A 25,895-nucleotide genomic window follows, 5' to 3' on the forward strand; every position below is an offset into this window, starting at 1 on the left:
CGCGCGAGGCGTTGGGAAGGGGGCCCGCGCTGCGCGCGAGGCGTTGGGAAGGGGGCCCGCGCTGCGCGCGAGGCGTTGGGAAAGGGGCCCGCGCTGCGCGCGAGGCGTTAAGGGCGTCGGGAAGCGTTGGGAGGGCTACCGGCTCCGCCGGCCGCCTGAAAGGTCACCAGGATTTGGCCACGGCGCCACTCCACGCGCCGCTGGCGCGTCGCGCGGAGCCTCGGGCGCCGCGGGACCGAGTTGCTCTCACCACGTCCCGCAACCAAAACGACGACGTCCCGGCCCTAGGGGGCCGGGACTTCGTCGTTTTGGTTGCGGGGACAGGATTTGAACCTGCGACCTCCGGGTTATGAGCCCGGCGAGCTACCGAACTGCTCCACCCCGCGTCACATCTGTCAGCCTACCGTCGTGCGTCTGCGGCCGCGAAAGCGAACGGGAAGCGGGCGTGTCGGATCCTGGTGGGCGAAGCAAAAGGCCCCTGATCCGGATTTCTCCTGATCAGGGGCCTTTCTTGTGTCGCATTCTCGTTGCGGGGACAGGATTTGAACCTGCGACCTCCGGGTTATGAGCCCGGCGAGCTACCGAACTGCTCCACCCCGCGGCACAAGAATTTACTCTAGCACGGATCGTCCCTTCCGTCACATCGAGGGCGGAGTGGGCGAGGATGGGAGCATGCCCCAGGTTCTCGTCGCCGTCTGCCAGTTCGCCCCGTCCGCCGACCGAGCCGACAACCGCGCGCGCATCGCTGAGCTGAGCGCTGGCGCCGCAGCACGCGGCGCGGCACTCGTGGTCTTCCCGGAGTACGCGAGCTACTTCGTCCACCCCCTGGACGCAACCCTCGCCGAGAACGCCGAAGCCCTGGACGGCGAGTTCGTGCAGGAGCTGCAGGGCACGGCATCCGCACACGGCGTCACGATCGTCGCAGGTCTCGTGGAGGCCGCGGGGGACAAGGTCGCCAACACCCTCGTTGCCGTGGACGCCGAGGGCCTGCAGGCGACGTACCGGAAGCAGCATCTCTACGACGCGTTCGGGCAGACCGAATCAGACTGGATCGCCCCCGGTGAGCTCGGCCGCGCCGAGACGTTCGCGATCGAGGGCCTGCGCTTCGGTCTCATGACCTGTTACGACCTGCGGTTCCCCGAGGTCGCGCGCACCCTCGTGGATGCCGGCGCCGATGTGCTCGTCGTCCCGGCCGAGTGGGTGCGCGGGCCGCTCAAGGAGCACCACTGGACGACGCTGCTCGCGGCGCGTGCCATCGAGAACACCACCTTCGTCGTCGCCGCCGACCACCCGGCGCCGATCGGCATCGGCCGTTCCCAGATCATCGATCCGCAGGGCGTGGTGCTCGCAGGGCTCGCGAGCGGCGAGGGGATCGCGCTCGCCGGGCTCGACAGCTCGGAGATCGAGCGCGTCCGCGCCGTCAATCCGGTGCTGCGGCTGCGGCGCTACGCCGTCGTCCCGCGCTGACGCAGGGCGGAGGGGTCGCGTCCGGTCGCCGCGCGCTTGCTGAGACGGCCGTCTCCGGCCCCTCGTGTGGAACGCCGGGCACGGAGAACTCGCGAATCGCCGCGTCGCGCGTCGTGAGGCGGCAATTCGTGACCTCTCTGCCCGCGGACACGCGCGCGTCGCATGGGTCAGAACGCGGCTTCGAGGCGTCGCAGCGCCTCGTCGAGCACGTCGACGCGCTTGCATGCCGCGAAGCGCACCAACCCTGTGTAGTCGCCGGCGTGGTCCCGCGACACGAATGCGCTGAGCGGGATGGCGACGACACCGGCCCGCTCCGGCAGGGCGCGGCAGAACGCCGCACTGTCCGTGCCGCCGAGGGCCGCCGCATCCGCGACCGTGAAGTACCCGCCCCGCGGCGAGATCACTTCGAACCCGGCCCGCTCCAGGCCGCGTGCGAGCAGCGCCTGCTTTTCCTGCATGATCCGTGCGGCGCCGGTGAAGAACGCATCGGACAGGCGGAGTCCGACCGCCACAGCCGGCTGGAACGGCGCGCCGTTCACGTAGGTGAGGAACTGCTTCACGGTCAGCACCGCTGTGATGAGGTCGGCCGGACCGTGCACCCAGCCGATCTTCCACCCCGTCACGGAGAAGGTCTTACCTGCGGACGAGATGGTGAGCGTCCGCTCCGCAGCACCGGGGAGCGTCGCGATCGGGCGGTGCACGTCATCGAACACCAGGTGCTCGTACACCTCGTCCGTGACGATCACCGCATCGTGCTTCTGGGCGAGCCGGACGATCTCGGCCTGCACCTCGGAACCGAACACCGCACCGGTCGGGTTGTGCGGATCGTTGACCAGGATGATGCGGGTCCGGTCGGTCACGGCGTCCGCGAGCGCATCCAGATCGGGCTGGAAGTCCGGGAGGCGCAGCCGAACCGTCCGCAGCCGCGCACCGGCCAGCGCGACCGCCGCGGCGTACGAGTCGTAATAGGGCTCGAAGACCACGACCTCGTCGTCGGGGGATCCGATCAGTGCGAGCAGCGTCGCCGTGAGCGCCTCGGTGGCGCCGGCGGTCACGATGACCTCGCGCTGCGGGTCGACATCGAGCCCGTAGAACCGCTGCTGATGTTCCGCGATCGCCGCCAGCAGATCCGGGATGCCGCGGCCGGGCGGGTACTGGTTCGCGCCGGTCGCGATCGCCTCGCGGGCTGCCTTGAGGACCTCGGCGGGGCCGTCCTCGTCGGGGAAGCCCTGGCCGAGATTGATGGCCCCTGTTCTCGCCGCGGCCGCCGACATCTCTGCGAAGATGGTCGGGGCCACCTCGCCGGACGGCGAGAGCAGGCCGGCGCCGGCGGCCGTGCGGCGCCATGCGCCGGAAACGTCTCTCATGGAGAACAGGCTAAGGCCATAAGCGACACTCATCTCAGGCATAAGGAACACACAGACTCGGCGGGCAGTCTGAAGGAACCTTGTTGAAGGAGCAGAGACCATGAACGAAGAGAACGCCCCTACCGCCGGGTCCGCGCCCGATGCCGCGAGCAGCGCGGCCGCGTCGAGCCCCGCGGCTCCGACCGGGCACGAGGTCCCGCGGACGTTCGCGTCGCCCGCCTGGACCTCCTCGCAGCCGCAGGCCACCGGCCAGGCGAACGGCGTCGTCCCGCCCGTGGCACCGCACGGCGCCGCGTTCGGCCACGGCGCAGTTCCGTCCGACCCCACCAAACCCGGCGCGTACCCGGCCGACCAGCCCACGGTCCCGCTGGGCGCCACCGCCCCGGTGACCGCGGACGCGGCGAAGGAGCGCAAGAGCCTGGGCGCGGGCAAAGTCGCGGCGATCATCGTCGCCGCAGCCCTCGTCGGCGGCGCAGCCGGCCTCGGATCCAGCTACCTCGGTTCGACGATGTGGCAGCAGCCCGTCAGCGGCACGGCCCAGGGGCCGGGCACCGTCACGGTGAACAACCCGGATGACGTCAACGAGGCCACGGCCGTCGCCAGCAAGGTGCTGCCGTCGGTCGTCACGATCTCGGTGCAGGGGACGAACGAGGCGGGCAGCGGCTCCGGCGTCATCCTCAGCGAGGACGGCTACGTGCTGACCAACGCCCACGTCGCCACGCTGGGTGGTGCGGTCGCCGATCCGACGATCCGCGTGACCACCTCGGACGGCCACATCTATGCGGCGACGATCGTCGGCACCGACCCCATCTACGACCTCGCGGTGATCAAACTCACCGACGCGGAAGGGCTCACCCCGATCGAGTTCGCCGATTCCTCCGAGGTGAACGTCGGCGCCACCGCCGTGGCGGTCGGCGCCCCGCTGGGACTTGCCAACTCGGTCACCACCGGCATCATCTCGTCGCTCAACCGCAGCATCGAGATCGCCTCCTCGGCGCTGCCCGACAGCGCGGAGCAGGACAGCCCCGAGGGCGAGGGCGAAGGCGAAGAGGGCGGACCGTTCCAGTTCGACATCCCCGGACTCGAGCAGCAGCAACCCGCGTCCAACGGCACGATCTCGATCGCGGTCCTCCAGACCGACGCCGCCATCAACCCGGGCAATTCGGGCGGGGCGCTCGTGGACGGCGAAGGCAAGCTCATCGGGATCAACGTCGCGATCGCCACCGCATCCAGCTCGCAGGAGTCCGGCTCGATCGGTGTGGGCTTCGCGATCCCGTCGAACGTCGCAGAGCGCATCGCGGATGAACTCATCGAGGACGGTGCGGCCACGCACGGTCTGCTCGGGGCTTCGGTCAGCGATGCCGCAGGCTCCGAGGATGCCGAGATCGCCGGCGCCTACATCGCCGGCGTCACCGACGGCGGCGCCGCCGAGAAGGCCGGTCTGCGCGAGGGCGACATCGTCACCGAGTTCAACGGCGCGCCGATCTCGGGCGCCAGCGATCTGACCGCTCAGGTCCGCGCGGCCGCCGCGGGCAGCACCGCGAAGCTGACGTACGTCAGGGACGGGGAGACCTTCGAGATCGAGGCCGAACTCGGCGAGCTCTCGCTCTGACCGCAGCGCCGGCCGGCCCCGGCTCACACGAAGGACGCCACCCCGCGCGATAGGCTCGCGGGGTGGCGTCCTTCTCTTTCGGCACCGGCAATGCGGCGAAGCTCCTGCGCATCCCGCTGTATGCCGCGGGACGCATCGCCTCCCTTCTGATTCCTCGCGGATCGCGCTGGGTCTTCGGCTGCGGTGCCGGAATCGGCGACGGAGCGCTCGCCCTCTGGCGGGTGGCGTCGGATGCCGGCCACGACACGGTCTGGCTCACCTCATCCGCCCGCGAGGACCGCGACGCAGCAGCCCTCGGCATCCGCACCGTTCGCAAGCAGAGCCTCGCCGGATGGTGGGCCACGGCCAGAGCCGGCGTCGTCGTGATCACCCACGGCTTCGGCGACGTCAACCGCTACGGCGGAGCCGGCGCGTTCACGGTGCAGCTGTGGCACGGCATCCCGCTCAAGCGCATCGGGCTCGACTCGCCGGCCACCACGCAGGTGCCGCCCGTCCCCGGAGCCGCGGTGCTGCGCAGACTCATCCGGTACCTCTACCGTTCGTCCGCGCAGCGGATCGACGTCCTCCCCGCGGCATCGGATCGCGCCAGGGGCCGCCTCGAGTCGGCGTTCGGACTCGGCGACGACCGCGTCGTCGTCACCGGCGAGCCCAGGGTCGACGTGCTCTCGACCGGAACGGTCGCCGAGCGCCGCGCCGCGGCATCCGCAATCCTCGGCTCCGCCGGCGTCGACATCCCCGTCGGTGCCAGAGCGATCCTCTACGCGCCGACCTGGCGCGACGGCGCGCCGGATCCCGCCGTTCCGACCGCCGCGGAGTGGGTGCGCATCATCGCCCTGCTCGAACGTCGCGGCGCCGTGCTGCTGGTGCGCTCGCATCCGATGGGCGAGGGCGCCTACGCGCCCCCGTTGCCGACCGAGCGCGTCCGGATGCTGGGGGCGGCGACGCTCGCCGACGCAACGGGCGCGCTGCCTGCGATCGACGTGCTCGTGACCGATTACTCATCCCTGGCGTACGACGTGGGCCTGCTGGCCATGCCTGTCGTCCATCTGGCACCGGATACCGCCGAGTATGCGCGCAGCCGCGGGTTCTACGGCCGTCTGGACGAGGTCACCGGCGGCGACGAGGCCACGGACTGGGACGATGTGCTCGCCCAGCTGGATGCTCTGCTCGCCGACGAGGACGCCTACGCCGCCCGCGCGAGCCGATCGGCGGCGCTCAGCGCCCGCATGCACGCCCACCGCGACGGGCACAACACCGACCGGGTCTACCGGGCGATCCGCGCCAGGGGAGTGCGGGCACCAGGACGGGCCGCGACAGAGGGAGAGCATCCATGACCACCGCCGAGATCGATGAGGTGCGCTGCGCGCTCATCGTCACGGGCGACGGCGCACGACCCGTCTCCGCTGTCCTGGAGGGCGCCCGCGCGCGCGTCACTGCCGAGCCGACCGACGAGGCGGGGCGCTGGAGCGCGGTCTTCCCGCTGCACCTCGCCCGTTTCGGCGGCCCCGAGCTCCCGCTGCCGTCCGGCGTGTATGCGCTGCGGATCGACGGCATCGACCTGACCGGCGCGTCGGTGGAGCGCCGTGTGCTGGCCGGCCTCGGCATCGCCGTGGCAGGCGCGATGGTCACGATCGACCCGCCTCTGGACGCCGTGCACCTCTCGCCCGAGGGGCAGCGGACGCTCGAGGAGCGCTATGCGGCGCAGCCGGGCGGCACCGAGAACGCCGTGTTCTTCGAGAGCTTCTACGGACAGAGCGCCGGCTGCAACCCGCGGGCGATCGATCGCGAACTGGCCGCTCGGGCACCGGGCATCACCCGCTATTGGAGCGTGACCGATCTGTCCGTCGCGGTCCCGGACGGGGCGATCGCGGTCGTCGAGGGGAGTCCGGAGTGGTGGCGGGCGCGGGCATCGGCACGCCTGCTCGTGGTCAACGACTGGCTGCGGCGGCGCTTCGTCCGCAAGAGCGGTCAGCGCGTGCTGCAGACGTGGCACGGCACGCCGCTCAAGCGGCTCGCGCTGCACCGGCCGGGTTTTGATCCTCGCCGGATGGCCGCCGTCGTCAAGGAGTCCAGACGCTGGGACATCCTGCTCGCGCAGAACCGGTACGCGGAGCGCATCCTCGCCAAGGCGTACGCGTTCTTCGGCAAACCGATCTGGGTCGAGGGGTATCCGCGCAACGACGTGCTCGTGACCGGCGATGCCGCCGCGCGGCGCGCCGCCCTCGGCATCCGACCGGACGAACGGGTGCTGCTGTACGCCCCGACCTGGCGCGACGACCGCACCGAGATCGTCGATTTCGTCGACCCGGAGCAGCTGGCGCGCGACGCGGACGCGGTCGTGCTCGTCCGCGGGCACTCCCGTACGCTCAAGCCCGGTCGAGACCAGGACGGCGCACGGGTGATCGACGTCACCGGCTATCCGCAGACCGCCGAACTGCTGCTGATCGCGGACGAGCTGATCACCGACTACTCGTCCGTGATGTTCGATTTCAGCGTGACGGGAAAGCCCATGCACTTCCTGGTGCCCGACCTGGATCATTACCGGGGTCGCCTTCGCGGCTTCTACTTCGATCTCGCCGCTCGGGCACCTGGTCCGCTGCTGCGTACGCAGGACGAGCTCGTCTCCTCGCTCGCCGATCCTTCCCGAACCGAGCGGTTCGCCGAGCGCTACGCCGCGTGGCGCCGCCAGTTCAATGCCCGCGATGACGGGCATGCGGCCGAGCGCGTGGTGTCGCGCATCCTCGACCTCGGCCTCGTGGACGCCTGACGACCGTTACGGCAGCGGGGTGTTGCGCGTGCCCAGCCGGGAGGCATCCACGGTGTCCCTGGCGCCGCGCAGCACTCCACCCAGGAACCCCCAGCCCCAGGCCAGGTGCATCGTCGGCAGCACCGCCAGCGTCCACAGGCGTTCGCGGAAGGTGCGCCCCGGCGTCAGCGCCATCGCGATCACCAGGATCGCGTAGGCGACCAGCGGCAGGTAGACGAGAGAGGCGATCAGGGACGGGATGCCGGAGATCACGCCGGTGAGCTGGAGCACGCCGACGAGCACGGCGGCGATGAGGTTCGCCAGCAGTGCAGGGGGTGCGAAGTAGCGCAGCCCGTTTCGCCGGCCGTACCGCCGAACGAGCTCGCCGCGCCAGGCGCCGGTCGCCCGGAACTGCCTGGCCAGTCGCAGCCAGCTCTCACGCGGCCAGTACGTGACGGACAGTGCTGGATCGAACCAGACCAGGTGGCCGGCCTGGCGGATCCGCAGGTTGAGCTCCCAGTCCTCGCCGCGCCGGATGGTCTCGTCGAACAGACCGACCTCGTCGAGCACGCTGCGCCGCATCACGCCGAGGTACGCCGATTCGGCCTCTCCCTCGCGGGCGCCGCCGTGATAGGCGCCACCGCCCAGGCCGATCGGGGAGTTGTACGCCCAGGCGGCGGCCTTCTGGAAGGGGGTGCGTCCGTCGGCGTGCATGACGCCGCCGACGTTGGCGGCTCCGGTGCGCTCGAGCGTCTCCAGCGCGCGGGCGGCGTAGCCCGGCGAGAGCTCGGAGTGCGCGTCCACCCGGACGATCGTGTCGTAGCGGCCGGCCCGGATCGCCGCGTTGAGCCCGACGGGGATGTCGGCATCCGGGTTGTCCACGAGACGGATGCGATCGTCGGCGGCGGCCAGCTCCCTGGCGAGTTCGGTCGTCCCGTCGGTCGAAGGGCCGAGGGCGAGGACGAGCTCCGCCTCGCCGGCGACCTGCTGCGACAGGACGGACTCCACCGCGTGCTGAAGGTAGTTGCGCTCGTTCAGCACGGGCATGACGAACGTGACACCGGACGCAGGTGTTGTCGTTTCGTTGTCGGGCACCCCCCGATCATGTCACGGGCCAGGGTGGGGTGCCTGGGTACTCTTGACAGGTGAGACTCGTGTCCGATGGAAAGAAGGCGTACCGGCTGCTCCGGCGCGCGCTGGCCTCGCGATCCGCTGTGCAGCGGGTGCGTCGCCGGCTGTCCGCGTTGCCGCCGCACCCGCGCGATCACTACCGGATCGCCGTGTACTTCGCCGACGGCGCGGTCAACATGTACCAGATGCGGCAGTGGTACCGCCCGCTCGCCGAGCTGTCGAAGCTGTGGCCCGTGGTCGTGCTCTCGCGCAGCGCCACCGGTGCGGAGAAGCTCCTCGACGAGGACGCTCCGCCGGTCGCGTTCGTCCCGAAGGTGCGCGACCTCGAGCGCTTCATCGCCGAGCAGGACATCCGCGTCGTGCTGTACGTGAACCAGAACACCCGCAACTTCCAGATGTTCCGCTACGGGCGGCGCTGGCACGTGTTCATCAACCACGGCGAGTCCGACAAGATGTACATGACCACGAACCAGTACAAGGCGTACGACTACGCCCTGGTGGCGGGTCAGGCGGCCAGGGATCGGCTCTCGCGCACGCTGTGGGACTACGACATCGACCGCCGCACCATCGAGATCGGTCGTCCGCAGGCCGATCACTACTCCGGGACGCTGCCGTACACGCCGGATGATCGCACGGTCGTGCTGTACGCGCCGACGTGGGAGGGCGACCGCCCGAGCGCGCACTACGGGTCGATCGCGACCCACGGCGAGACGCTCGTGAAGAAGCTCCTCGCCACCCGCGCCCACCGCGTGATCTACCGCCCGCATCCCCGCAGCGGCGTGGTCGACGACGAGTACGGGGCGGCGCACCGCCGCATCCTGTCCGCGATCGAGACCGCGAACGCCGCCGACTCCGGCGCGCACCACATCTACGACGACGGGCCGGAGCTGGGCTGGCAGCTCGCCTCCGCCGACGTCGCGATCGTCGACATCTCCGCCATGGTCTACGACAGGCTCGCGGCGGGCAAGCCGCTGCTGATCACACGTCCGGCCGACGAGCGCGCGTCCGTCGACACGCGAGGCTACCTCTCCGACTGCGAGTGGCTCACCGTCGACGGATCGTACGACATCGTCGCCGAGGTCGAGCGCGTCCGCGTCGATGAGGCGGCGACCACGAAGCTGCACATGTGGGTCCAGCACTACTTCGGCGACACGACGCCCGGCGTCGCGACCGCGAAGTTCCACGCGGCGATCGAACGCCTGATGGGGCAGTGGGACCACTGGCGCGCCGCGGAGGTCGGGGCGGTGCCCGGGGACGAGGACGACGACGACGAGGAAGCCAAGGACGGCGAGGACTGACATGGCGACCGAGGGTGAGCGCTCCGGGGCGACCGACGACTACCCGCGAACCGCCGCGGTCGCCGCACGGCTGGTCGTCGTGGCGCAGTCGCCCTCGACGAACGCTCAGCTGCGCGGGCAGATGGCGGATGCCGCGCACCTGACGGTCCTTCTCACGACCCACCAGACGGCCGGTCGCGGCCGCTTGGATCGCACCTGGACCACGCCTGCCGGCTCGGCGCTCGCGATCTCGGTGCTCCTGCGCGACCTTCCCGCCGCCGACTCGTACGGCTGGATCCCGCTGGCGGCTGGTATGGCGATGGCGGATGCCGTGGCCGCCCAGCTCCCGGATCACGAGGTCGGGGTGAAGTGGCCCAACGACGTGCTCGTCGACGGCCGCAAGATCTGCGGCATCCTCGCGGAGGGCGCGGACGGCGCGGTCATCGTCGGCGCCGGAGTGAACACCGCCATGACGTCCGAGCAGCTGCCGGTCGAGACGGCGACGTCCTTCGCCGCGCTCGGCGCGGTCGCCGACTTCGACCGGATCGCTGCCGATTTCGTCGTCGGTCTCGATCAGGCTCTGGTGAACCTGGTCGCCGCAGGGGATGCCGACTCCGCGGGGCTGCGCGTCGCGATGGAGGCGCGCTGCCTGAGCCTCGGCCGTCCTGTCGAGGTGTCGCTGCCGGACGGGAGCGTCCTGCGCGGCACCGCCGTCGGTCTCGCCGCCGATGGCCGGCTCATCGTCGACTCCGACGGCGAACGGCGAGCCGTCGCCGCCGGTGACGTCGTGCACGCGCGTCTCTCGGGAGATCGCCCCTCGCACTGACACGCCGTCGAGAGTCCCGTGATGTCGCCCGCCTCGGTCACAATGGAGGCATGACGCAGCCAGTGACGCTCGGCGGTCGGCCCATGATGCCGCCGCCAGGGGCGCTCAGCGAGGAGCTGCTCATCGCGCGCTTCCGGGGTCATGCCAGGCGGCTCGCCTGGTCGGCGGTGCTGCTGATCGCGGTCTTCGGGGCGACGGCGTACTTCTACGACAACCTGCCGGCAGGTTTCGAGAACTGGATGCTGCTGTCGGCCGCCGGCGGCGTGCTCCTGCTCGGTGTCGTGATCCCGTATGTCGTCTGGCTCTCCCGGACGTACGTGATCACCACCCGCCGCGTGATCGTGAAGTCCGGGCTCGGGTCGCGCCACCGCCGGGAGATGACGCATGTGCGGGGTTATACGATCGCGGTGCGCCGCGGCATCCTGCAGCGGATGTGGGGAGCGGGGACGATCACACTGTCCAACGGCGTCGATACCTCGCTGCGCCTGGCGGATGTGCCGACCGTCACGCTGGTGCACGAGACACTGGTCGATCAGATCGAGGTGAACCAGATCCTCGCGCATCGTGACGCGCAGTCCGCATCCGACACCGGCCCGTCGGTCTGAGGCATCCCGCGCCGGGGCTCCGGATGCGGAAGAATGGTCCTCGACGAACGGAGAGCGCGAATGGCGTTGCGTGTGGGTGTGATCGGCGGCGGCCAGCTGGCCCGGATGATGATCGCCCCCGCGGTCGAGCTGGGGCTCGAACTGCGGGTGCTGGCGGAGGATGAGGGGATGTCGGCGCAGCTGGCGGCCACCGCGGTCGGTGACTACCGCGATCTCGACACGGTCCGCAGCTTCGCGGCGGACGTCGACGTCATCACCTTCGATCACGAGCACGTCCCGCAGGAGGTACTGCGCGCGCTGGTCGACGACGGCGTGGCCGTCCACCCGGGGCCGGATGCGCTGCGGTACGCGCAGGACAAGCTGGATATGCGCGCCCGGCTCGCCGAGCTCGGTGTGCCGCAGCCCGACTGGGCGTCGGTCTCCACACCGGCGGAGTTGCAGGCCTTCATCGACGACCACGGTGGTCGGGCTGTCGTGAAGACACCGCGCGGCGGGTACGACGGCAAAGGCGTGCGCGTCGTGTCGGATGCCGCAGAGGCCGCCGACTGGTTCGATGCGCTCGACGGCGGCGCGCTGCTGGTCGAGGAGCTGGTGTCCTTCGTCCGCGAGCTCGCGCAGCAGGTCGCGCGGCGACCCAGCGGGGAGACGGTCGCGTATCCGGTCGTGGAGACGGTGCAGCGCGACGGCGTCTGCGCGGAGGTCTTCGCCCCCGCGCCCGGCACGACCCCGCGCCTGGTCCAGGTGGCCGAGGGCATCGGCCGCAGCATCGCCGAGGGGCTCGGCGTCACGGGCATGCTCGCGGTCGAGCTGTTCGAGACGGATGACGAGCGCATTCTCGTGAACGAGCTCGCGATGCGTCCGCACAACAGCGGCCACTGGAGCCAGGACGGTTCGGTCACGTCGCAGTTCGAGCAGCACCTCCGCGCGGTGGCCGACCTGCCGCTGGGGGAGACGACGCCGCGGGCGCCGTGGTCGGTGATGATCAACATCCTCGGCGGGCCGCAGGAGGGCTCGCTGGATGCCCGGTTCGCGGACGCCATGGCCGATCAGCCGGCGGCGAAGATCCACACCTACGGCAAGGCGCCTCGACCCGGACGCAAGGTGGGTCACGTCAACGCGACGGGGGATGATCTCGACGATGTCGTGTTCATCGCCAGGGCGGCGGCGGATCACTTCCGTTGATGTCCTGACGGCGCGCGCCGTTCAGCGGATCGGGAGGCGTCAGACCGTACCCTGGGGGAGTGACTGAGCTGCTGCATTCCTCTGCCATGCCCCTCGTCGGCGTCGTGATGGGTTCCGACTCCGACTGGCGCATCATGAGCGACGCCTCGCAGGCGCTGACCGACTTCGGGATCGCGCACGAGGTCGAGGTCGTCTCGGCTCACCGCACACCGGACAAGCTGGTCCAGTACGCCCGCGACGCCAGGGGGCGCGGCATCAAGGTGATCATCGCCGGCGCAGGCGGTGCAGCGCATCTGCCCGGCATGCTCGCGTCGATGACGCCGCTGCCCGTCGTCGGCGTCCCGGTTCCGCTGGCCTACCTGGACGGCATGGACTCGCTGCTCTCGATCGTGCAGATGCCGGCGGGCATCCCTGTCGCGACGGTCTCGATCGGCGGGGCGCGCAACGCCGGCATCCTGGCGGCCCGGATCATCGGAGCAGCGGATGCCGAGGTCGCCGATCGCATCGAGGAGTACGCCCGCACGCTCGAGGGGCAGGTAGCGGAGAAGAATCAGCGGCTGAAGGACTCGCTGTGACCATCGCCGCCCCTCGGGCCGGCTTCGCCGCACGTCCGATCATCGAGACGCGGCCGATGCGGAATCCCGATCTGAGCGATTCCGGCTTCATGGCGCGCCGAGGGTGGTGGCTGGTCGTCCTGAACGTGCTCGTCCCCGGATCGGCGCAGGTGCTCGCGGGAAACCGGCGACTCGGTCGGTTCGCCCTCGGTGCCACGCTGATCGGCTGGCTCCTGGTGATCATCGCGGTCGGTCTCGCGCTGTTCGCCAGGCCGACGTTCCTGTGGCTCACGGTCGGTGCGGGGTGGGTGTCCACCATCCTGCTCACCCTCGTGCAGGCGGCACTGGTGGGCTATCTGGTGCTGTGGATCGTCCTGACGATCGACACGCTGCGCCTGGTCCGGCTGGTGAAGGTGTCGACCGTCTCGCGCTTCGGCATCCCCATCGCGATGCTCGTCATCCTCGGCCTCGTCAGCTCTGGTACCGCGTACGCGGCGACCGTCGTCGGATCCAGCCGCGACACACTCGGATCGATCTTCACGATGAGCGGACCGAGCCTGCCGCCGAGCGACGGCTACTACAACATCCTGCTGCTCGGTGCCGACAGCGGAGAGGGCCGCGACTCGATGCGCTACGACAGCATCTCGGTCGTCTCGGTCAATGCGGACTCCGGTGCGGTGACGATCACCGGCATCCCGCGCGACATGCCCGGCTTCCCGTTCGCCGAGGGGCCGATGCGCGACAAGTACCCGGACGGGCACGAGAGCCACGACGATGAGACGTGCGGGTGGGGCAGCGGTATCAACCAGTTGCGCACCGAGGTCGAGGTCTGCGGCGACGGGGCCCAGCTGTATCCGGATGCCGAGGCGAACGGCTCCGAGCCGGGAATCGAAGCCACCAAGGACGCAGCCGAGGGGATCCTCGGCATCGAGATCCCGTACTACGTGTTCATCGACATGAACGGCTTCGCCAACCTGATCGACGCGCTCGGTGGCGTCAAGGTCACCGTGGATCAGCGGCTGCCGAAGGGCGGCGGTCCCTCGTACACCGGTGAGCCGGCCGAGGATTGGGCGATCGGCTGGATCGAACCGGGCGAGCAGACGATGAACGGCGACACCGCGCAGTGGTACGCCCGGTCGCGGTACACCACGAACGACTGGGACCGCATGAAGCGCCAGCGCCAGTTGCAGGAGGCGATCCTCGCGCAGTTCACGCCGCAGACCGTGCTCACCAGGTTCAACGAGATCGCAGCGGCCGGCACCGCGCTCGTGAAGACCGATCTGCCGCAGGATAAGCTGCCCGAGTTCTTCGACCTGGTCGTCAAGGCGAAGGAGCAGCCGGTCACGTCGATCGAGCTCACGCCCGAGAGCGGAATCGACGATCGGGATCCGGATTACGAGTACATCCGTCAGATGATCCAGGAGACGCTGCACCCGCCGACCCCGACGCCCGAGCCGTCCTCCTGACCAGGAGACGGCTCCGCGCTCTCCGCGGGCATGTCGATGGACCCGTGGAGCCCCACGCTCCACGGGTCCATCTCTCCGGCACAGGGCGACGACGGACGGAGGGGGAGGGGCCGCCGTCGCCCGGCCAGTCCGGTCGCCGCGCGCAGCGGCCGGACTCAGATGCGGCGTCGACGCGCGGCGCCGGCCGCGATCAGGACGCCGCCGGCGGTGAGCGCCAGTGCGCCTCCGCCGATGATCCACGGTGAGACAGAGCCGCCGGTGAGCGCGAGCTCCATACCGGACCCGGAGGATCCGGTCGATTCGGCCGACCCGGTCAGGGGCAGCTCGGTCCCGGCGGGCGCCGGATCCATCTCGCAGTCGCCTGCGATGCCGCCCGAGCCGACGACGGTGATCGTCGCGGTGTAATCCGGACCCGTGACGGCTGTGGCCAGGGCAGCGGTGTCCGCCGACGTCCCGGACACTGCCGAGCCGCCGCTGCGCGCACTCCCCGCGCTCCCTGCGAAGGCGAGCGAGTACGTCCCCGCACCGTCCGCGGGCGGACGGAACGAGACGACGAGTCCGCCGGCGCCGTCGGCGATCGTGCCGGAGACGGCGGCCGTGGCCGCGTTCAGGCCCGAAACCGACACGCCGACGCGTTCGCCGGGCAGGAAGTACCCCGCCCCGAACGTGATCGTCGACGCTTCGCAGGTGTCGATGATCGGATCGCCGACCGACACACGCGGAGTCTCCGCGTACGTGCGCGGCGATGGAGTCGGCGCGGGCGTCTCGAAGGACGCGGCGGTTGCGGTGGTGGGCGCGATCATCAGCAGCGCACCCGCGGTAAGGCCGATGACGGCCATCTTCTTCAGCATGATTCTCCCCCAGAGAGACACGCGGAATTCACACCCGAACACACCCCTGCGTTCGACTGCGCGGACCCTTCCTGCCCCCACGGCAGGATGGTAGAGCCCGATATTCCCCAGTGGGCTTGACACTAGCGCATGCGAGCCCGAATGTCACGACCCGCAGTCGATGGATTCGCGTGTCACCTCAGGGTCGCTCAGAAGCGGGGTGTGCGCGAGCTCCGTGAGCCGCTCGCCAGCACCGGTTCCGGTGAAGTCGACGGTGATCGTGGTCGATTCTCCCGGCGCGAGCTGCACGGAATGCTGCAGCACCGTGCGCCCGTCGAGCACGGCCGTCTGCACCTGCTCATCGGCGCCGTCGCGGTCCACCCTGACCGGTGTGGCGCCCTGGGGCCCGTACACCGCGACGAGGGTGCGGGTCTCTCCCGCCGGGACGCCGTACCAGCCCGCGGCGGTCACGTAGGGGGGCAGGGCGGTGGCGGCATCCAGCGGCGCGTCGTTGGTCCAGGTGACCTGGACGCGCGTGGTCGGTGCGCCGGAGCAGACGCCGGTCGCGATCGTGAACGCCGCGTCCGCGTAGTAGTCCATCTTGCCGCCGGTGGTGTCGTTGAACAGTGCGCCGACCCAGACCGCATCCTCGGCATCCGTCGGGAGGGTGCCGGCCAGCGCCGTCTCGGCCAGGATGGCCTGCTCGGTTTCATGCGCGCTCCAGATCCGGATGCGTCCTTCGTCGGCCGACTCGGCCAGAGCCCCCAGCAGCGCCGGTGTCTGCCCGGACGAGAGGGCGGCGGCGAGCAGGGCGGCGGATGCCTGGGCGAACACGACGTCCTGTGCGGCGGGATCGGGGACCGCGCTGTAGATCTCCGAGAGGAGGAAGGCGAGGACGTTGTCCTCGTCGATCGTGAACGGACCGACCGTCACGGGTCCGGTGGCGGAGAGCAGATGCTGCGCGAGGACCGTGTCGACCGCGATCACGCCGTCCACGGCGCCGCCGAACTGCTGGATCCACCTGTTCGCGATGAGCTGGGCCGCCTCGGGGAAATCGGGGACGCTCGTCGTGTTCTGGATGTAGCGCCCCGGCTGCTCCTCGAACAGCGCGAGCGTGGACTCGCTCACCTCCAACGGCGTATCCAGGGTCGGGAAGTCGGCGCTGGAGGCGTTGCGCACGATCCGGATCTGTCCGGCGTCCGCGGCGATCAGCGCGGCAGCACCCACGATGCCGCCCGATGAGCGGATCTCGGCGTTGTTCTGCATCGCCACGACATACGAGCGCGGGCCCTCGGCGCCGAGCATCGTGGGCAGGAGGACGGATGCCCCGTGCAGGGATCCCACCACCGTCGCGGCTTCCTCCACGCCGTCGCGCATCTGGCGGACCGCGTCCTGCAGCGGCGGGAGGGTCGCGCCTGCATCGATGCCGCGGGCCCGGACGAGAGCGGCCGAGAGCGTCTCGGACGCGGCGCCGAGGGGTTCCTGGACGGCGGCGAACGGGGTGAGATCGATCGATGAGCCCACGAAGCCGAGGTTGGCGAGCTGCAGCTCATCCGCGGCATCCAGGACCGGGGCCAGCGCATCGGAGCCGACGCTGGCGGCGATCTCGGCGACCTCGCGCACCGCCGTGAAGTTGGCTCCCAGCCAGGGGACGAACTCGAAGGCTCGCCAGACCGGATCCGAGACCAGCGCCGCGGCCTCCGAGGCATCGCGGGTGATCCGGTCGGCGATGTGCTGGGCGCGCTCGAGATCCTGGGCCGCGATCGCCTCTTTCAGGTCCGAGGTCTCGTCCGACACGGCCTGCAGCTCCTGAACGGCGCCGATACCGCGTACACCCACCCAACCGAGGGCCAGCAGCAGGAGCACGACGAGCGTGCCGATGGTCCACCCAAGCCATCCACGGCGATGCCGGGGGAGTCGTCCGTCGCTCACGTGAGCATTCAAGCACGCCGGTGCCGTCCGGGCGATCTCTGGCGCGCATCCCGACGAAGCGGTCGGCCCCGTCTACCCTTCTGTTATGAGTGCTCAGCTGCGTGTCGTCCTCGACCAGCTCGCGCAGGTCGTGTCGCCCGACATCGCCTGGGCGTCCCTGGATCTGACCGGCGGACTCATCGCGACGGCGCCCCGCGACTGCACGGTCGGCGCGATCGTGCCGGCCGGCGCGAAGCCGCGGATCCGCGGCCTCGGCGACGTGCGTGCACTGGGCCTGCAGCGGCGGGAGCTCGCGGCATCCTGGCAGTTGGGCATGGCCCCTGGCGTCGGTGGCGGGATGATCCACGCGCCGAGCCTGATGGCGCCTCTGGTCAAGCACGACCGCGTGCACGACATGGACCAGACGGTCGTCACACTGTGGGATCTGAACGCGTGGGAGGCGCCGGAGACGATGGCCAAGCCGGCGGTCACGTGGTATCGGAGCATGCTGCGACGGGCGGCCAAGCACGCCGATGCGATCGTGGTTCCGTCCCATGCGTTCGTCGACCGATTGGAGGCGTATGCGCGGTTCGGGGATCGCGTGCGGGTGATCGCGGGGGCGGCGCCCACGGGCTTCGCCGCGCCGACGGATGCCGACGCCCGGCGTACGGCGGTCGGAGTGCCGTCGGAGTACGTCGTCATCACCGGCGACCGGGTGTCGTACGAGTCCGGTTTCCGCGGGGCCGTGGCGGCCGGTACGGATGCGGTCGTGCTCGATTCCCCGGAAGGCGCGGAGCCTGCGGTGGTCGAAGCAGCCTCAGCCGCAGGGCTTCCAGAGCGGCGCGTGCATGTGCGCGGGAGGCTGGACGAGGCCGACCGCGCGGCGGTGCTCGCGGGTGCGAGCGCGTACGCGGCGACGAGTGCGCTGTCCGCGTGGCCGTGGCGCGCGGTGGAGGCCATGACGCTCGGCGTTCCCGTCGTCGCGGTCGACGACGAGGTGCACCGCGACGTCATCGCCGACGGCGGGGCGCTCGTCGCAGACTCGGACATCCCGGATGCCGTCGCGGATGCGGTCGCGGGAGGGAACGCGCGCTATCGGGTGATCGCGGGCGACCGGTCGAGGGCGTTCTCGTGGGCGAGTTCGGCTGAGCGTGTGTGGGCGCTGCACGCGGAGTTGTAGCGCTCACGCGTTGCCTGAAAGGTCGCTGAGATCGCGCGACACGCCCGGAGTCAATGCCTCCATTTCGGGATCACAGTGGCATCATCCCGCCACATAGGTCACACTGGTCACATGTCTCGACGTGCCCCACGCTCTCGAAACGTGCCGAGGATCGCCCGAATCCTCACAGTCTTCGTCGCCGCTCTCGCGGTCACGGTCGGCACGGTCATCCCTGTTTCCGCCGCGACCGCTCAGGCGGGAGTCGGCGCGGCGTCGATCAGCCGTGCGGCTGCTGATCCGGCAGCGACGGGGATCGTGAAGACGACCCTGGTCGGTTTCAAACCAGGCAACATCATCAGCGATGCGGTCTTCACGAACAATCGCACGATGACGGAAGCGCAGATCCAGGCGTTCCTGAACAGCAAGGTGCCGAAGTGCCGCACGGGGCTGGATTCCAAGGGTCGGCCGATCGTCTGCCTCAAGGACTTGAGGATCACCACCAAGTCGAAGGCTGCGGACAAGTACTGCGCCGCGTATGGCGGAGCGGCGAGTGAGCCTGCTGCACGCATCATTCTGAAGGTTGCCCAGGCATGCGGCATCAATCCGCAGGTGCTGATCGTCATGCTGCAGAAAGAGCAGGGCCTCATCACGCACACTTACCCGAGTCCGGAACGCTACGCGATCGCCATGGGATTCAACTGCCCGGATACAGCGCCCTGCGACCCCGGATCCTCCGGCTTCTTCACCCAGCTCTACGGTGGGGCCAGGCAGATGCAGCTGTACATGGAGGGGCGCTACTTCACGTGGTACGCGCCGGGCAAGACGTGGAACATCCGTTATGACGTCGAGGTGTCCTGCGGCAGCTCACCCGTCTACGTCGCCAACAAGGCGACCTCTGCGCTCTACTACTACACGCCCTACCAGCCGAACGCTGCGGCATTGCGCGCCGGATACGGCGCTGCCGAGCCATGCGGCGCATATGGCAACCGGAACTTCTACAACTACTTCACCGATTGGTTCGGCCCGACGCAGTACAACCTTCGCGCGCCGATCCTGAAGGCGTGGGAGGCGCTTGGCGGGGTCAACGGCACGTTGGGCGTGCCGGTGGGCGCGGAGAAGAGCGTGTCGGCCAACGGTGGCGGTTACGTACAGGAGTTCCAGCGGGGCTCGATCTGGTTGCAGGCCGCATCCACAACCGCGTTTGCCATCGGGAACGGACCGCTGCGTTCCAGTTACCTGTCAAGCGGGGGACCGGCAGGGAGTTGGGGATGGCCGGCCAGTATTCCGCGATGCGGGATGGTGGACGGCGGATGTCTCACGGTGTTCCAGAAAGGCACGGTGGGATACTCGCCGACGACGGGGGCCGTGCTGGTTCCCGCGACCATCGCAGCGGAGTGGAATCGGGTCGGTGCCGCCGTCATGGGCTACCCGGCAGCGGCAGCGCGTTGCGGCCTGATCGACAGCGGATGCTTGCAGGCCTTCTTGAAGGGAACGGTGGGATACTCCGCCGCGACGGGTGCTGTGTTCATTCCTTCGGAGATCGCAGCGGAATGGAATCGTGTCGGTGCGGTGGCCATGGGATATCCGACGGCGGCAGCGCGTTGCGGCCTCGTCGACGACGGTTGCCTGCAGGCTTTCCAGAAGGGAACGGTGGGATACTCCGCCGCGACGGGTGCTGTGTTCATTCCTTCGGAGATCGCAGCGGAATGGAATCGTGTCGGTGCGGTGGCCATGGGATATCCCACGGCGGCAGCGCGCTGCGGCCTCGTCGAAGGGGGGTGCCTGCAGGCATTCCAGCGCGCCACCGTCGGGTATTCACCGGCAACCGGAGCATTCTCGATGACCCCGGCGATCGCAGCCGGCTGGAACAAACTCGGCGCCGTCGCGATCGGGTACCCGAACCGTGCCGGCGAGACGATCAGCGCCAACGGGGGCGGAGACCAGCAGCAGTTCACTCGTGCGACGTTGTGGGCATCGAAGTCGGGTGCCTTCGCGATGGGCGACGGCGCCTTCCGGAACAACTACCTGGCGGCGGGTGGGCCTGCCGGCTCATGGGGCTGGCCAGCCGGCCAGCCGCGGTGCGGTCTCGCTGACGGCGGCTGCCTGATGGTCTTTCAGCATGGCACCGTCGGGTACTCGCCGAGTACCGGATCGGTGCTGATGTCACCGCCTGTCGCCGCCGAGTGGAACCGGAAGGGGATCGCGCGGCTCGGGTACCCGGCAGCAGCCGCGCAGACGTTCGCTGCGAATGGTGGGGGAGAGCGTCAGGCGTTCACACGTGCCACGCTGTTCGCTTCCGACGCGGGTGTTGTCGCCATGATGCCGGGAGTTCTCCTGGATCGGTATGTCGCGGCCGGTGGTCCAACGGGTAGCTGGGGCTGGCCCGTGAGTGAGCCGCGATGCGGTCTCCCCGACAGCGGGTGTCTCATGGTTTTCCAGAACGGTACGGTCGGCTACTCCGCCAGCACGGGGGCGGTGCTGATGTCGGCGCCTGTCGCGGCCGAATGGAACCGGGTCGGGATATCCATGCTCGGATATCCGGTTTCAACCACGAAGCCTGGCATCGCCCAGATGTTCTCCAAGGGTGCGGTGACCTCCGGACGACTCGGTGCTTTCGCCATTCCGAACGGTGGTTTCCTGGATGCCTACATCCGTACCGGAGGAGCAGCCGGTGCCGCCGGCGAGCCGACGGGGAGGCTGCGTTGCGGACTTATCAGCGGAGGATGTCTCCTTGCGTCGACGAACGGAACGCTCGCGTTCTCGGCGGCCACAGGCCTGCAACTGATTCCTCCTCCGTTGGCGGTTGAATGGAACAGGCGCGGTGTGACCGCGCTGGGCTACCCGATCGAGCCGGCGCGCACCGACGGAACGGTCACGACACAGCGATTCCAGCGTGCGACCGTGTCGTACGACAGTGCGACGAAGACGATCACAGTCCGCTGATCTCGCGTGTGGCGGCGGCTCTCAGCGTGCGTGCCGTAGGATACTGAGGTTCGCGATGACGACCGTCGTCGCCTCCGAATGAGTGGGCCAGTGACTGATACCCGAGATCTTTTCGCCACCGTCCCGCGTTCCGAGTTCGAGACTCCCGGTAAGAGTCGTGGGTTGATCGATGTGGTGCGCTGGCGGTATCTGCTGAACCTGCTGGTGCGCACCGGCGTGACGACCCGCTATCGCAATTCGGTTCTGGGTTGGACCTGGTCGTACGTTCGCCCCGCTGCGCAGTTCCTGGTGTTCTGGGTCGTCCTCGGCTTGTTCATGAACCTCGACCGGGGCATCCCGAACTACGCGGTGTACCTGTTCTCGGGCATCGTCGTCATCAATCTCTTCTCGGAGGGCTTCAAGAACGCCACCACCTCGATCGTGGGCAACGCGCCGCTCGTGCGAAAGGTGTTCCTCCCGCGGCAGTTGTTCGCGGTCTCGGCCGTGATCGTGGCATTCGTGCATTTCCTCCCGCAGGTGGGTTTGCTGCTCGTGGTCTGCCTGCTGCTCGGCTGGATCACGCACGTCACGATCATCTCGGCGCTGGCGATACTCGCGGGCATGGCTATCGTCATGATCTTCTCGCTCGGACTCGGGCTCCTCTTCGGCGCGATCAACGTCCGGTTCCGTGATGCCGAGAACATCGTGGAGCTGCTGCTGCTGCTGGCGACCTGGGCCTCGCCCGTCCTTTACTCCTGGACTCAGGTGCAGCAAGCACTCGTCGAGACCCTGGGGTGGCCGCAGTGGCTCGTCGAGGTCTACATGCTCAATCCGATCACGCAGGGCGTCGAACTCTTCCACTACGCATTCTGGCGACCGGCGACCGAGGGCATGATCTCGGCCTCGGGCTACGACGGCGCGCAGATGATGGCTCTTCCACCCGGCCTCGCCTGGAACACACTCTGGACACTGCTCATCGCCGTCGCGACGCTGCTGATCGGTCAGCTCGTATTCCGACGCCTTGAAGGAAGGTTCGCGCAGGACCTATGAGCGAGCAGACGGCGATCAAGCCCAGCATCATCATCGAACGGGTGCGCAAGCGCTTCACACTGAACCACGCCTTCTCCCTGAAGGACACCGTGGTCGCCTGGATCAAGAGGCGCAAGCTCACCAGCCAGTTCGAGGCGCTCAAGGGCATCGACCTCGTGATCGGTGAGGGGGAGTCCGTTGCGATTCTCGGGCTGAACGGATCGGGTAAGTCGACGCTGCTCAAGCTCGTTTCCGGCGTCATGGAGCCGGACGAAGGACAAGTGCTCACCCGCGGCCGAGTCGCGGGCCTCATCGAGGTCGGCGCCGGTTTCCACCCCGAGCTCTCCGGCCGCGAGAATGTCTTCCTCAACGCGGCGATCCTCGGGATGAAGAAGCACGAGATCGAGGCGCGCTTCGACGAGATCGTGGCTTTCAGCGAGATCGAGGAGTTCATCGACCAGGAGGTCAAGCACTACTCGTCCGGAATGTTCATGCGGCTCGCATTCTCGGTGGCGATTCATGTCGAGCTGGACGTCCTGCTCGTCGACGAGATCCTCTCGGTCGGTGACGCACCGTTCCGCGAGAAGTGCCGCCTGAAGTTCGAGGAGCTCATCGCGCGCGGCAAGACCCTCGTCGTGGTCAGCCATGACATGGAGATGGTGCGCGAACTCTGCGTCCGCGGTGTCGTGATCAACAAGGGCGAAGTCATCTACGACGGTGCGGTCGAAGGCGCGATCGCACTGGTGGACGCATGATCGTGAGCTGGATCGAACAATCGCCGGCGCTGCTCGCGACGATGGCGCTGCTGGTGGTGCCGGGACTTCCGACGGCATTCTTCGCGCCTGTGCGCGGCGTGCTCCGTCTGGGCGTCGCCGTCGCGACGTCTGTAGCCATCATCGTTGCGGCGAGCATCGTCGCACCGCTCGTCGGGATCACGTGGTCGGTGGTTCCCGTCGTCATCGTAGCCATCGTCGTGAGCCTGATCGCGGGTGCGTTCTGGTTCCTGGGGCGGCATCGACGAGTCGGGGAAGCGTCGCAGAAGTCCGGCTGGACCTGGGGGTCCGTGGCGCTCGCCTTCGTGGGCTGGACGGTCGTGGTCGCCTACGCGATCTCCGATCCTTCGCATCCTTCGCAGTTGTACGACGGGATCTTCCACATCAATGCCGCGGAGTTCATCGTGCAGACGGGCGATGCGTCGCCTTTCCACATGACGATGGCGTATCCCGGACGTGAGGCGAGCTTCTATCCCACAGCCTGGCATGCTCTGGTCAGTCTTGTCCTTCCCCTGACGGAGTCCGCGGTCGTCGCGACCAACGTCGTCTCGGTGATATCGATCGCCTTGATCTGGCCGGTCGCCCTGGCCACGTTCGCCAGTGTGCTCTTTCCCCGATACGCATATGCAGGCGTGTGGGCACCGCTGGTCGCATTCGGATTCAGCGCGTTTCCGTTGGGGTTCTTGAATTGGGGCGTGCTCTACCCGAATCTTCTCGGCGACCTCCTCCTTCCGCTCTTCCTGGCGTTCGTTCTTCTCGCGTGTCGGCGGGGGATCGACGTCTTCTCGCGGGGATTGCTGATCCTGATCTCCATCGCTGCCGCTGGCGCGACCGCGATGGGGCACCCCTCGGCGTTGCTCGCGGGGATCGTCTTGCTCGTCCCTTTCGCGTTCACGACGATGTGGCGAGCCGGCAGACAGGGCAGCGCCCGTGTCCGCGCGATCCTGATCGCCGCAGCGGGCGTGGCCATCATCGTGCTGGTACTCATCTGGCGCGAGGCGAACGTGACGACACACGAATGGCTCCCGAGCATGTCGTTCGCCCAGGCGGCCGGGGAGGTGGCATTCCTGAGCCCGGTCGGTCGTGCGACGGGTCTCCTCGTCGGCGTTCTTGCAGCGATCGGAATCTATCGGGTCGTCAAGGACCGACTGTGGTGGGTTCTTTGGATGCACGCGATCGCGGCGATGTTCTTCCTCTTCGCCGCGTGGATGCCTGTTCTTTCTGTTCGCAGCGCGGTCGTCGGGATCTGGTATGACGACACGACACGGGTTGCCGCGCTGCTCGCGGTGACCGGTCTGCCGCTCGCAGCGCTCGGTGCCTCCGTCGTCACCGAATGGCTCGGTGCGCTCTATCGAGCGAAACGGCGAGCTCTGCTGGCTTTCGCGCTCGTCGGCCTGATCGCCTTGGCGGCGACGCATCTCGTCGCGCTGAAGAACGACCTGTCGTTCGCGCGTGGTGTGGCGTTCCGTTTCGATGTCGCGTCACAGGGGCTCACACCCGACGAGGCCGCGCTTTTCGCGAAGGCCGACGCGATCGTCGGTGAAGACAGCGTCATCATCGGGGATCCTCTGACCGGCGCAGGGCTCTTCCTCGCGTATACCGGCCGCGACGTGGTGTTCCCGCATGTCGGCGGACAGTATGGTGCAGACGCGAGACTGCTCTCTCAGGAAATGGTCGAGGGCGGGCCCGAGGTCTGTGAAGCAGCGGAGCGTCTTGGGGTGGAGTACGTCTTCGACTTCGGCGACCGGCTGATCTTCGAGGAGTACCGCGATCCTTTCGATGGTCTCCATGGGTTCTCCGACTCCTCGGACTTCACCGAGGTCGCACGTGTCGGCGACGCTGCACTGTACGAACTGTCCGGATGCACGCCGTGACCATCGCGCGCGATCGATAGGATTTGATCCGATGAGTCCAACCGATCCTCCCATTCTCGTCGTCATTCCGGCGCTGAACGAAGAAGAGTCCGTCGCGCACGTCGTGCGCGACGTACGAAAGGCGATCTCCGGCGGACGAGTCCTCGTGATCGACGACGGCTCCACCGACCGCACGGGCGAGCGGGCCCAAGCGGCCGGCGCTGACGTGCTCACCCTGCCCTACAACCTCGGTGTCGGCGGCGCCATGCGCGCCGGGTATCGCTTCGCGCGCGACAACGGGTTCGACATCGTCGTGCAGGTCGACGCGGACGGGCAGCACGATCCCATGGTCATCCGTGAACTGGTCGCCGGGCTGGGCAGTACCGATCTCATGATCGGTGCGCGGTTCGCCGGCGTCGGAGCATACGGAGTCCGCGGCCCGCGTCGCTGGGCGATGCGCGTGCTCGCCGCGGTGATGAGTCGCGTCGCGCGAACGCCGTTGACGGATGTGACCAGTGGGTTCAAGGCGGCCGGCCCTCGTGCCGTTCGCCTTTTCGCCGACGATTTCCCCGCCGAGTACCTCGGTGACACCATCGAAGCACTCGTCATCGCGGCGCGTGCCGGGTTGGTCATCCGCCAGTTCCCCGTGGAGATGCGGGAACGTCAGGCCGGCGTGCCTTCGCATCATCCCGTCAAGGCTGCCGTCTACCTGACTCGCGCATGCGCAGCGTTCGGCTTGGCGATGATGCGCCCGCGAGCACGTGTGGAGGTGCAGTCGTGAATCCTGTCACCTATGCGTTCGGGATCGTCGCAGCCGTGTTGGCGCTCGCCGCCATCATCGAGCTCATGCGACGTGGCACCCTGCGGGAGCGCCACGCCGTATGGTGGTTCGTCGGCGGCGTTCTGGCATTGATCATCGCGGTCTTTCCGCAGACGCTCACCTGGGCGGCCAAGACCCTCGGGATCAGCATTCCGACGAACCTGGTCTTCTTCATCGCGATCGGGCTCCTGTTCCTCGTCAGCCTGCAGTACGGCGCGGAGTTGACCCGGATCGAGGAGAAGCTGCGCACACTCGCCGAACACTCGGCTTTCCAGGAGTACCGCATCGCCCAGCTGGAACGACGCTTCAGCGGCGCCGATTCGGGCCGCCCCGATGCCGGGGAAGAGGACGAGGCTCAGTGACCC

21 protein-coding genes and 2 tRNA genes are annotated in these 25,895 nt (G+C 68.8%); 17 read left to right on the forward strand and 6 right to left on the reverse strand.

What is annotated here, in order from left to right:
* Positions 1-309 precede the first annotated feature (309 nt).
* Positions 310-386, reverse strand: a tRNA-Met gene (locus tag OED01_RS05345).
* 141 nt (positions 387-527) lie between these two features.
* Positions 528-601, reverse strand: a tRNA-Met gene (locus OED01_RS05350).
* Positions 602-672: 71 nt separating this feature from the next.
* On the opposite strand from OED01_RS05350, the gene OED01_RS05355 reads away from it, so the two are divergent.
* The gene (locus tag OED01_RS05355; protein ID WP_264157345.1) at positions 673-1,467 is read left to right on the forward strand and encodes a carbon-nitrogen hydrolase family protein; all 795 of its coding nucleotides are present in this window, start codon (positions 673-675) and stop codon (positions 1,465-1,467) included.
* Positions 1,468-1,634: 167 nt separating this feature from the next.
* Here OED01_RS05355 and OED01_RS05360 read toward each other — a convergent pair whose 3' ends face one another.
* Positions 1,635-2,834 carry an aminotransferase class I/II-fold pyridoxal phosphate-dependent enzyme gene (locus OED01_RS05360; protein WP_264157346.1) on the reverse strand — a complete coding sequence of 400 codons (1,200 nt, stop codon included), beginning with the start codon at positions 2,832-2,834 and terminating at the stop codon, positions 1,635-1,637.
* A gap of 100 nt (positions 2,835-2,934) precedes the next feature.
* Here OED01_RS05360 and OED01_RS05365 point away from each other — a divergent pair, with 100 nt between their 5' ends.
* The 3 genes from OED01_RS05365 to OED01_RS05375 all read left to right on the forward strand — a co-directional run bounded on the left by OED01_RS05365 (position 2,935) and on the right by OED01_RS05375 (position 7,213).
* The gene (locus tag OED01_RS05365; protein WP_264157347.1) at positions 2,935-4,446 is read left to right on the forward strand and encodes a S1C family serine protease; all 1,512 of its coding nucleotides are present in this window, start codon (positions 2,935-2,937) and stop codon (positions 4,444-4,446) included.
* A 62-nt stretch (positions 4,447-4,508) separates the two neighbouring features.
* Positions 4,509-5,780, forward strand: coding sequence for a CDP-glycerol glycerophosphotransferase family protein (locus OED01_RS05370; RefSeq protein WP_264157348.1), 1,272 nt, complete (start codon positions 4,509-4,511; stop codon positions 5,778-5,780).
* Complete coding sequence (locus OED01_RS05375) at positions 5,777-7,213, forward strand: CDP-glycerol glycerophosphotransferase family protein (RefSeq protein WP_264157349.1); 1,437 nt, start codon at positions 5,777-5,779, stop codon at positions 7,211-7,213. The genes OED01_RS05370 and OED01_RS05375 overlap by 4 nt, the downstream gene beginning before the upstream one ends.
* A 6-nt stretch (positions 7,214-7,219) precedes the next feature.
* Here OED01_RS05375 and OED01_RS05380 read toward each other — a convergent pair whose 3' ends face one another.
* Positions 7,220-8,239 carry a glycosyltransferase family 2 protein gene (locus tag OED01_RS05380; RefSeq protein WP_264157918.1) on the reverse strand — a complete coding sequence of 340 codons (1,020 nt, stop codon included), beginning with the start codon at positions 8,237-8,239 and terminating at the stop codon, positions 7,220-7,222.
* Positions 8,240-8,337: 98 nt separating this feature from the next.
* On the opposite strand from OED01_RS05380, the gene OED01_RS05385 reads away from it, so the two are divergent.
* From OED01_RS05385 to OED01_RS05410, 6 genes are all read left to right on the forward strand, one after another.
* Positions 8,338-9,621, forward strand: coding sequence for a CDP-glycerol glycerophosphotransferase family protein (locus tag OED01_RS05385; protein WP_264157350.1), 1,284 nt, complete (start codon positions 8,338-8,340; stop codon positions 9,619-9,621).
* A gap of 1 nt (position 9,622) precedes the next feature.
* Positions 9,623-10,426: a biotin--[acetyl-CoA-carboxylase] ligase gene (locus OED01_RS05390; protein ID WP_264157351.1), complete on the forward strand. Its 804-nt coding sequence runs from the start codon at positions 9,623-9,625 to the stop codon at positions 10,424-10,426.
* 50 nt (positions 10,427-10,476) lie between these two features.
* Complete coding sequence (locus tag OED01_RS05395; protein ID WP_264157352.1) at positions 10,477-11,031, forward strand: PH domain-containing protein; 555 nt, start codon at positions 10,477-10,479, stop codon at positions 11,029-11,031.
* Positions 11,032-11,091: 60 nt separating this feature from the next.
* Complete coding sequence (locus OED01_RS05400) at positions 11,092-12,213, forward strand: 5-(carboxyamino)imidazole ribonucleotide synthase (protein WP_264157353.1); 1,122 nt, start codon at positions 11,092-11,094, stop codon at positions 12,211-12,213.
* Between the two features lie 107 nt (positions 12,214-12,320).
* Positions 12,321-12,788 carry a 5-(carboxyamino)imidazole ribonucleotide mutase gene (gene purE, locus OED01_RS05405; protein WP_264157919.1) on the forward strand — a complete coding sequence of 156 codons (468 nt, stop codon included), beginning with the start codon at positions 12,321-12,323 and terminating at the stop codon, positions 12,786-12,788.
* Positions 12,785-14,233, forward strand: coding sequence for an LCP family glycopolymer transferase (locus OED01_RS05410; protein WP_264157354.1), 1,449 nt, complete (start codon positions 12,785-12,787; stop codon positions 14,231-14,233). Before purE ends, OED01_RS05410 begins: the two co-directional genes overlap by 4 nt.
* A 155-nt stretch (positions 14,234-14,388) precedes the next feature.
* Here the strand turns inward: OED01_RS05410 and OED01_RS05415 are convergent, their stop codons facing one another.
* Together OED01_RS05415 and OED01_RS05420 are read right to left on the reverse strand one after the other, a co-directional pair.
* The gene (locus OED01_RS05415) at positions 14,389-15,084 is read right to left on the reverse strand and encodes a hypothetical protein (RefSeq protein WP_264157355.1); all 696 of its coding nucleotides are present in this window, start codon (positions 15,082-15,084) and stop codon (positions 14,389-14,391) included.
* 144 nt (positions 15,085-15,228) lie between these two features.
* Complete coding sequence (locus OED01_RS05420; RefSeq protein WP_264157356.1) at positions 15,229-16,995, reverse strand: DUF4012 domain-containing protein; 1,767 nt, start codon at positions 16,993-16,995, stop codon at positions 15,229-15,231.
* An 85-nt stretch (positions 16,996-17,080) separates the two neighbouring features.
* On the opposite strand from OED01_RS05420, the gene OED01_RS05425 reads away from it, so the two are divergent.
* The 7 genes from OED01_RS05425 to OED01_RS05455 all read left to right on the forward strand — a co-directional run bounded on the left by OED01_RS05425 (position 17,081) and on the right by OED01_RS05455 (position 25,892).
* Positions 17,081-18,154 (forward strand): glycosyltransferase, encoded by a 1,074-nt coding sequence (locus OED01_RS05425; RefSeq protein WP_264157357.1) that lies wholly within the window; start codon positions 17,081-17,083, stop codon positions 18,152-18,154.
* Positions 18,155-18,295: 141 nt separating this feature from the next.
* Entirely contained in the window at positions 18,296-21,076 is a 2,781-nt protein-coding gene (locus tag OED01_RS05430) for an LGFP repeat-containing protein (RefSeq protein ID WP_264157358.1), read from the forward strand.
* Between the two features lie 78 nt (positions 21,077-21,154).
* Positions 21,155-22,105 carry an ABC transporter permease gene (locus OED01_RS05435; RefSeq protein WP_264157359.1) on the forward strand — a complete coding sequence of 317 codons (951 nt, stop codon included), beginning with the start codon at positions 21,155-21,157 and terminating at the stop codon, positions 22,103-22,105.
* Positions 22,102-22,839 carry an ABC transporter ATP-binding protein gene (locus tag OED01_RS05440; protein WP_264157360.1) on the forward strand — a complete coding sequence of 246 codons (738 nt, stop codon included), beginning with the start codon at positions 22,102-22,104 and terminating at the stop codon, positions 22,837-22,839. The genes OED01_RS05435 and OED01_RS05440 overlap by 4 nt, the downstream gene beginning before the upstream one ends.
* 41 nt (positions 22,840-22,880) lie before the next feature.
* Positions 22,881-24,731, forward strand: a complete 1,851-nt coding sequence (locus OED01_RS05445; protein WP_318841136.1) for a DUF6541 family protein — start codon at positions 22,881-22,883, stop codon at positions 24,729-24,731.
* 31 nt (positions 24,732-24,762) lie between these two features.
* Positions 24,763-25,491: a glycosyltransferase family 2 protein gene (locus OED01_RS05450; protein ID WP_264157920.1), complete on the forward strand. Its 729-nt coding sequence runs from the start codon at positions 24,763-24,765 to the stop codon at positions 25,489-25,491.
* Positions 25,488-25,892 (forward strand): DUF2304 domain-containing protein, encoded by a 405-nt coding sequence (locus OED01_RS05455; RefSeq protein ID WP_264157362.1) that lies wholly within the window; start codon positions 25,488-25,490, stop codon positions 25,890-25,892. Before OED01_RS05450 ends, OED01_RS05455 begins: the two co-directional genes overlap by 4 nt.
* The last annotated feature ends 3 nt before the right edge of the window (positions 25,893-25,895 follow it).

Source organism: Microbacterium sp. M28 (genome assembly GCF_025836995.1).
GTDB lineage: Bacteria > Actinomycetota > Actinomycetes > Actinomycetales > Microbacteriaceae > Microbacterium.

Bases quoted from the DNA above. Each gene is read 5' to 3' on its own strand.
- purE (WP_264157919.1), top strand. From the start codon at position 12,321: ATGGGTTCCGACTCCGACTGGCGCATCATGAGCGACGCCTCGCAGGCG.
- OED01_RS05395 (WP_264157352.1), top strand. From the start codon at position 10,477: ATGACGCAGCCAGTGACGCTCGGCGGTCGGCCCATGATGCCGCCGCCA.
- OED01_RS05400 (WP_264157353.1), top strand. From the start codon at position 11,092: ATGGCGTTGCGTGTGGGTGTGATCGGCGGCGGCCAGCTGGCCCGGATG.
- OED01_RS05435 (WP_264157359.1), top strand. From the start codon at position 21,155: ATGAGTGGGCCAGTGACTGATACCCGAGATCTTTTCGCCACCGTCCCG.
- OED01_RS05440 (WP_264157360.1), top strand. From the start codon at position 22,102: ATGAGCGAGCAGACGGCGATCAAGCCCAGCATCATCATCGAACGGGTG.
- OED01_RS05365 (WP_264157347.1), top strand. From the start codon at position 2,935: ATGAACGAAGAGAACGCCCCTACCGCCGGGTCCGCGCCCGATGCCGCG.
- OED01_RS05415 (WP_264157355.1), bottom strand. From the start codon at position 15,084: ATGCTGAAGAAGATGGCCGTCATCGGCCTTACCGCGGGTGCGCTGCTG.
- OED01_RS05450 (WP_264157920.1), top strand. From the start codon at position 24,763: ATGAGTCCAACCGATCCTCCCATTCTCGTCGTCATTCCGGCGCTGAAC.
- OED01_RS05380 (WP_264157918.1), bottom strand. From the start codon at position 8,239: ATGCCCGTGCTGAACGAGCGCAACTACCTTCAGCACGCGGTGGAGTCC.
- OED01_RS05355 (WP_264157345.1), top strand. From the start codon at position 673: ATGCCCCAGGTTCTCGTCGCCGTCTGCCAGTTCGCCCCGTCCGCCGAC.
- OED01_RS05375 (WP_264157349.1), top strand. From the start codon at position 5,777: ATGACCACCGCCGAGATCGATGAGGTGCGCTGCGCGCTCATCGTCACG.
- OED01_RS05445 (WP_318841136.1), top strand. From the start codon at position 22,881: ATGGCGCTGCTGGTGGTGCCGGGACTTCCGACGGCATTCTTCGCGCCT.
- OED01_RS05390 (WP_264157351.1), top strand. From the start codon at position 9,623: ATGGCGACCGAGGGTGAGCGCTCCGGGGCGACCGACGACTACCCGCGA.
- OED01_RS05360 (WP_264157346.1), bottom strand. From the start codon at position 2,834: ATGAGAGACGTTTCCGGCGCATGGCGCCGCACGGCCGCCGGCGCCGGC.
- OED01_RS05425 (WP_264157357.1), top strand. From the start codon at position 17,081: ATGAGTGCTCAGCTGCGTGTCGTCCTCGACCAGCTCGCGCAGGTCGTG.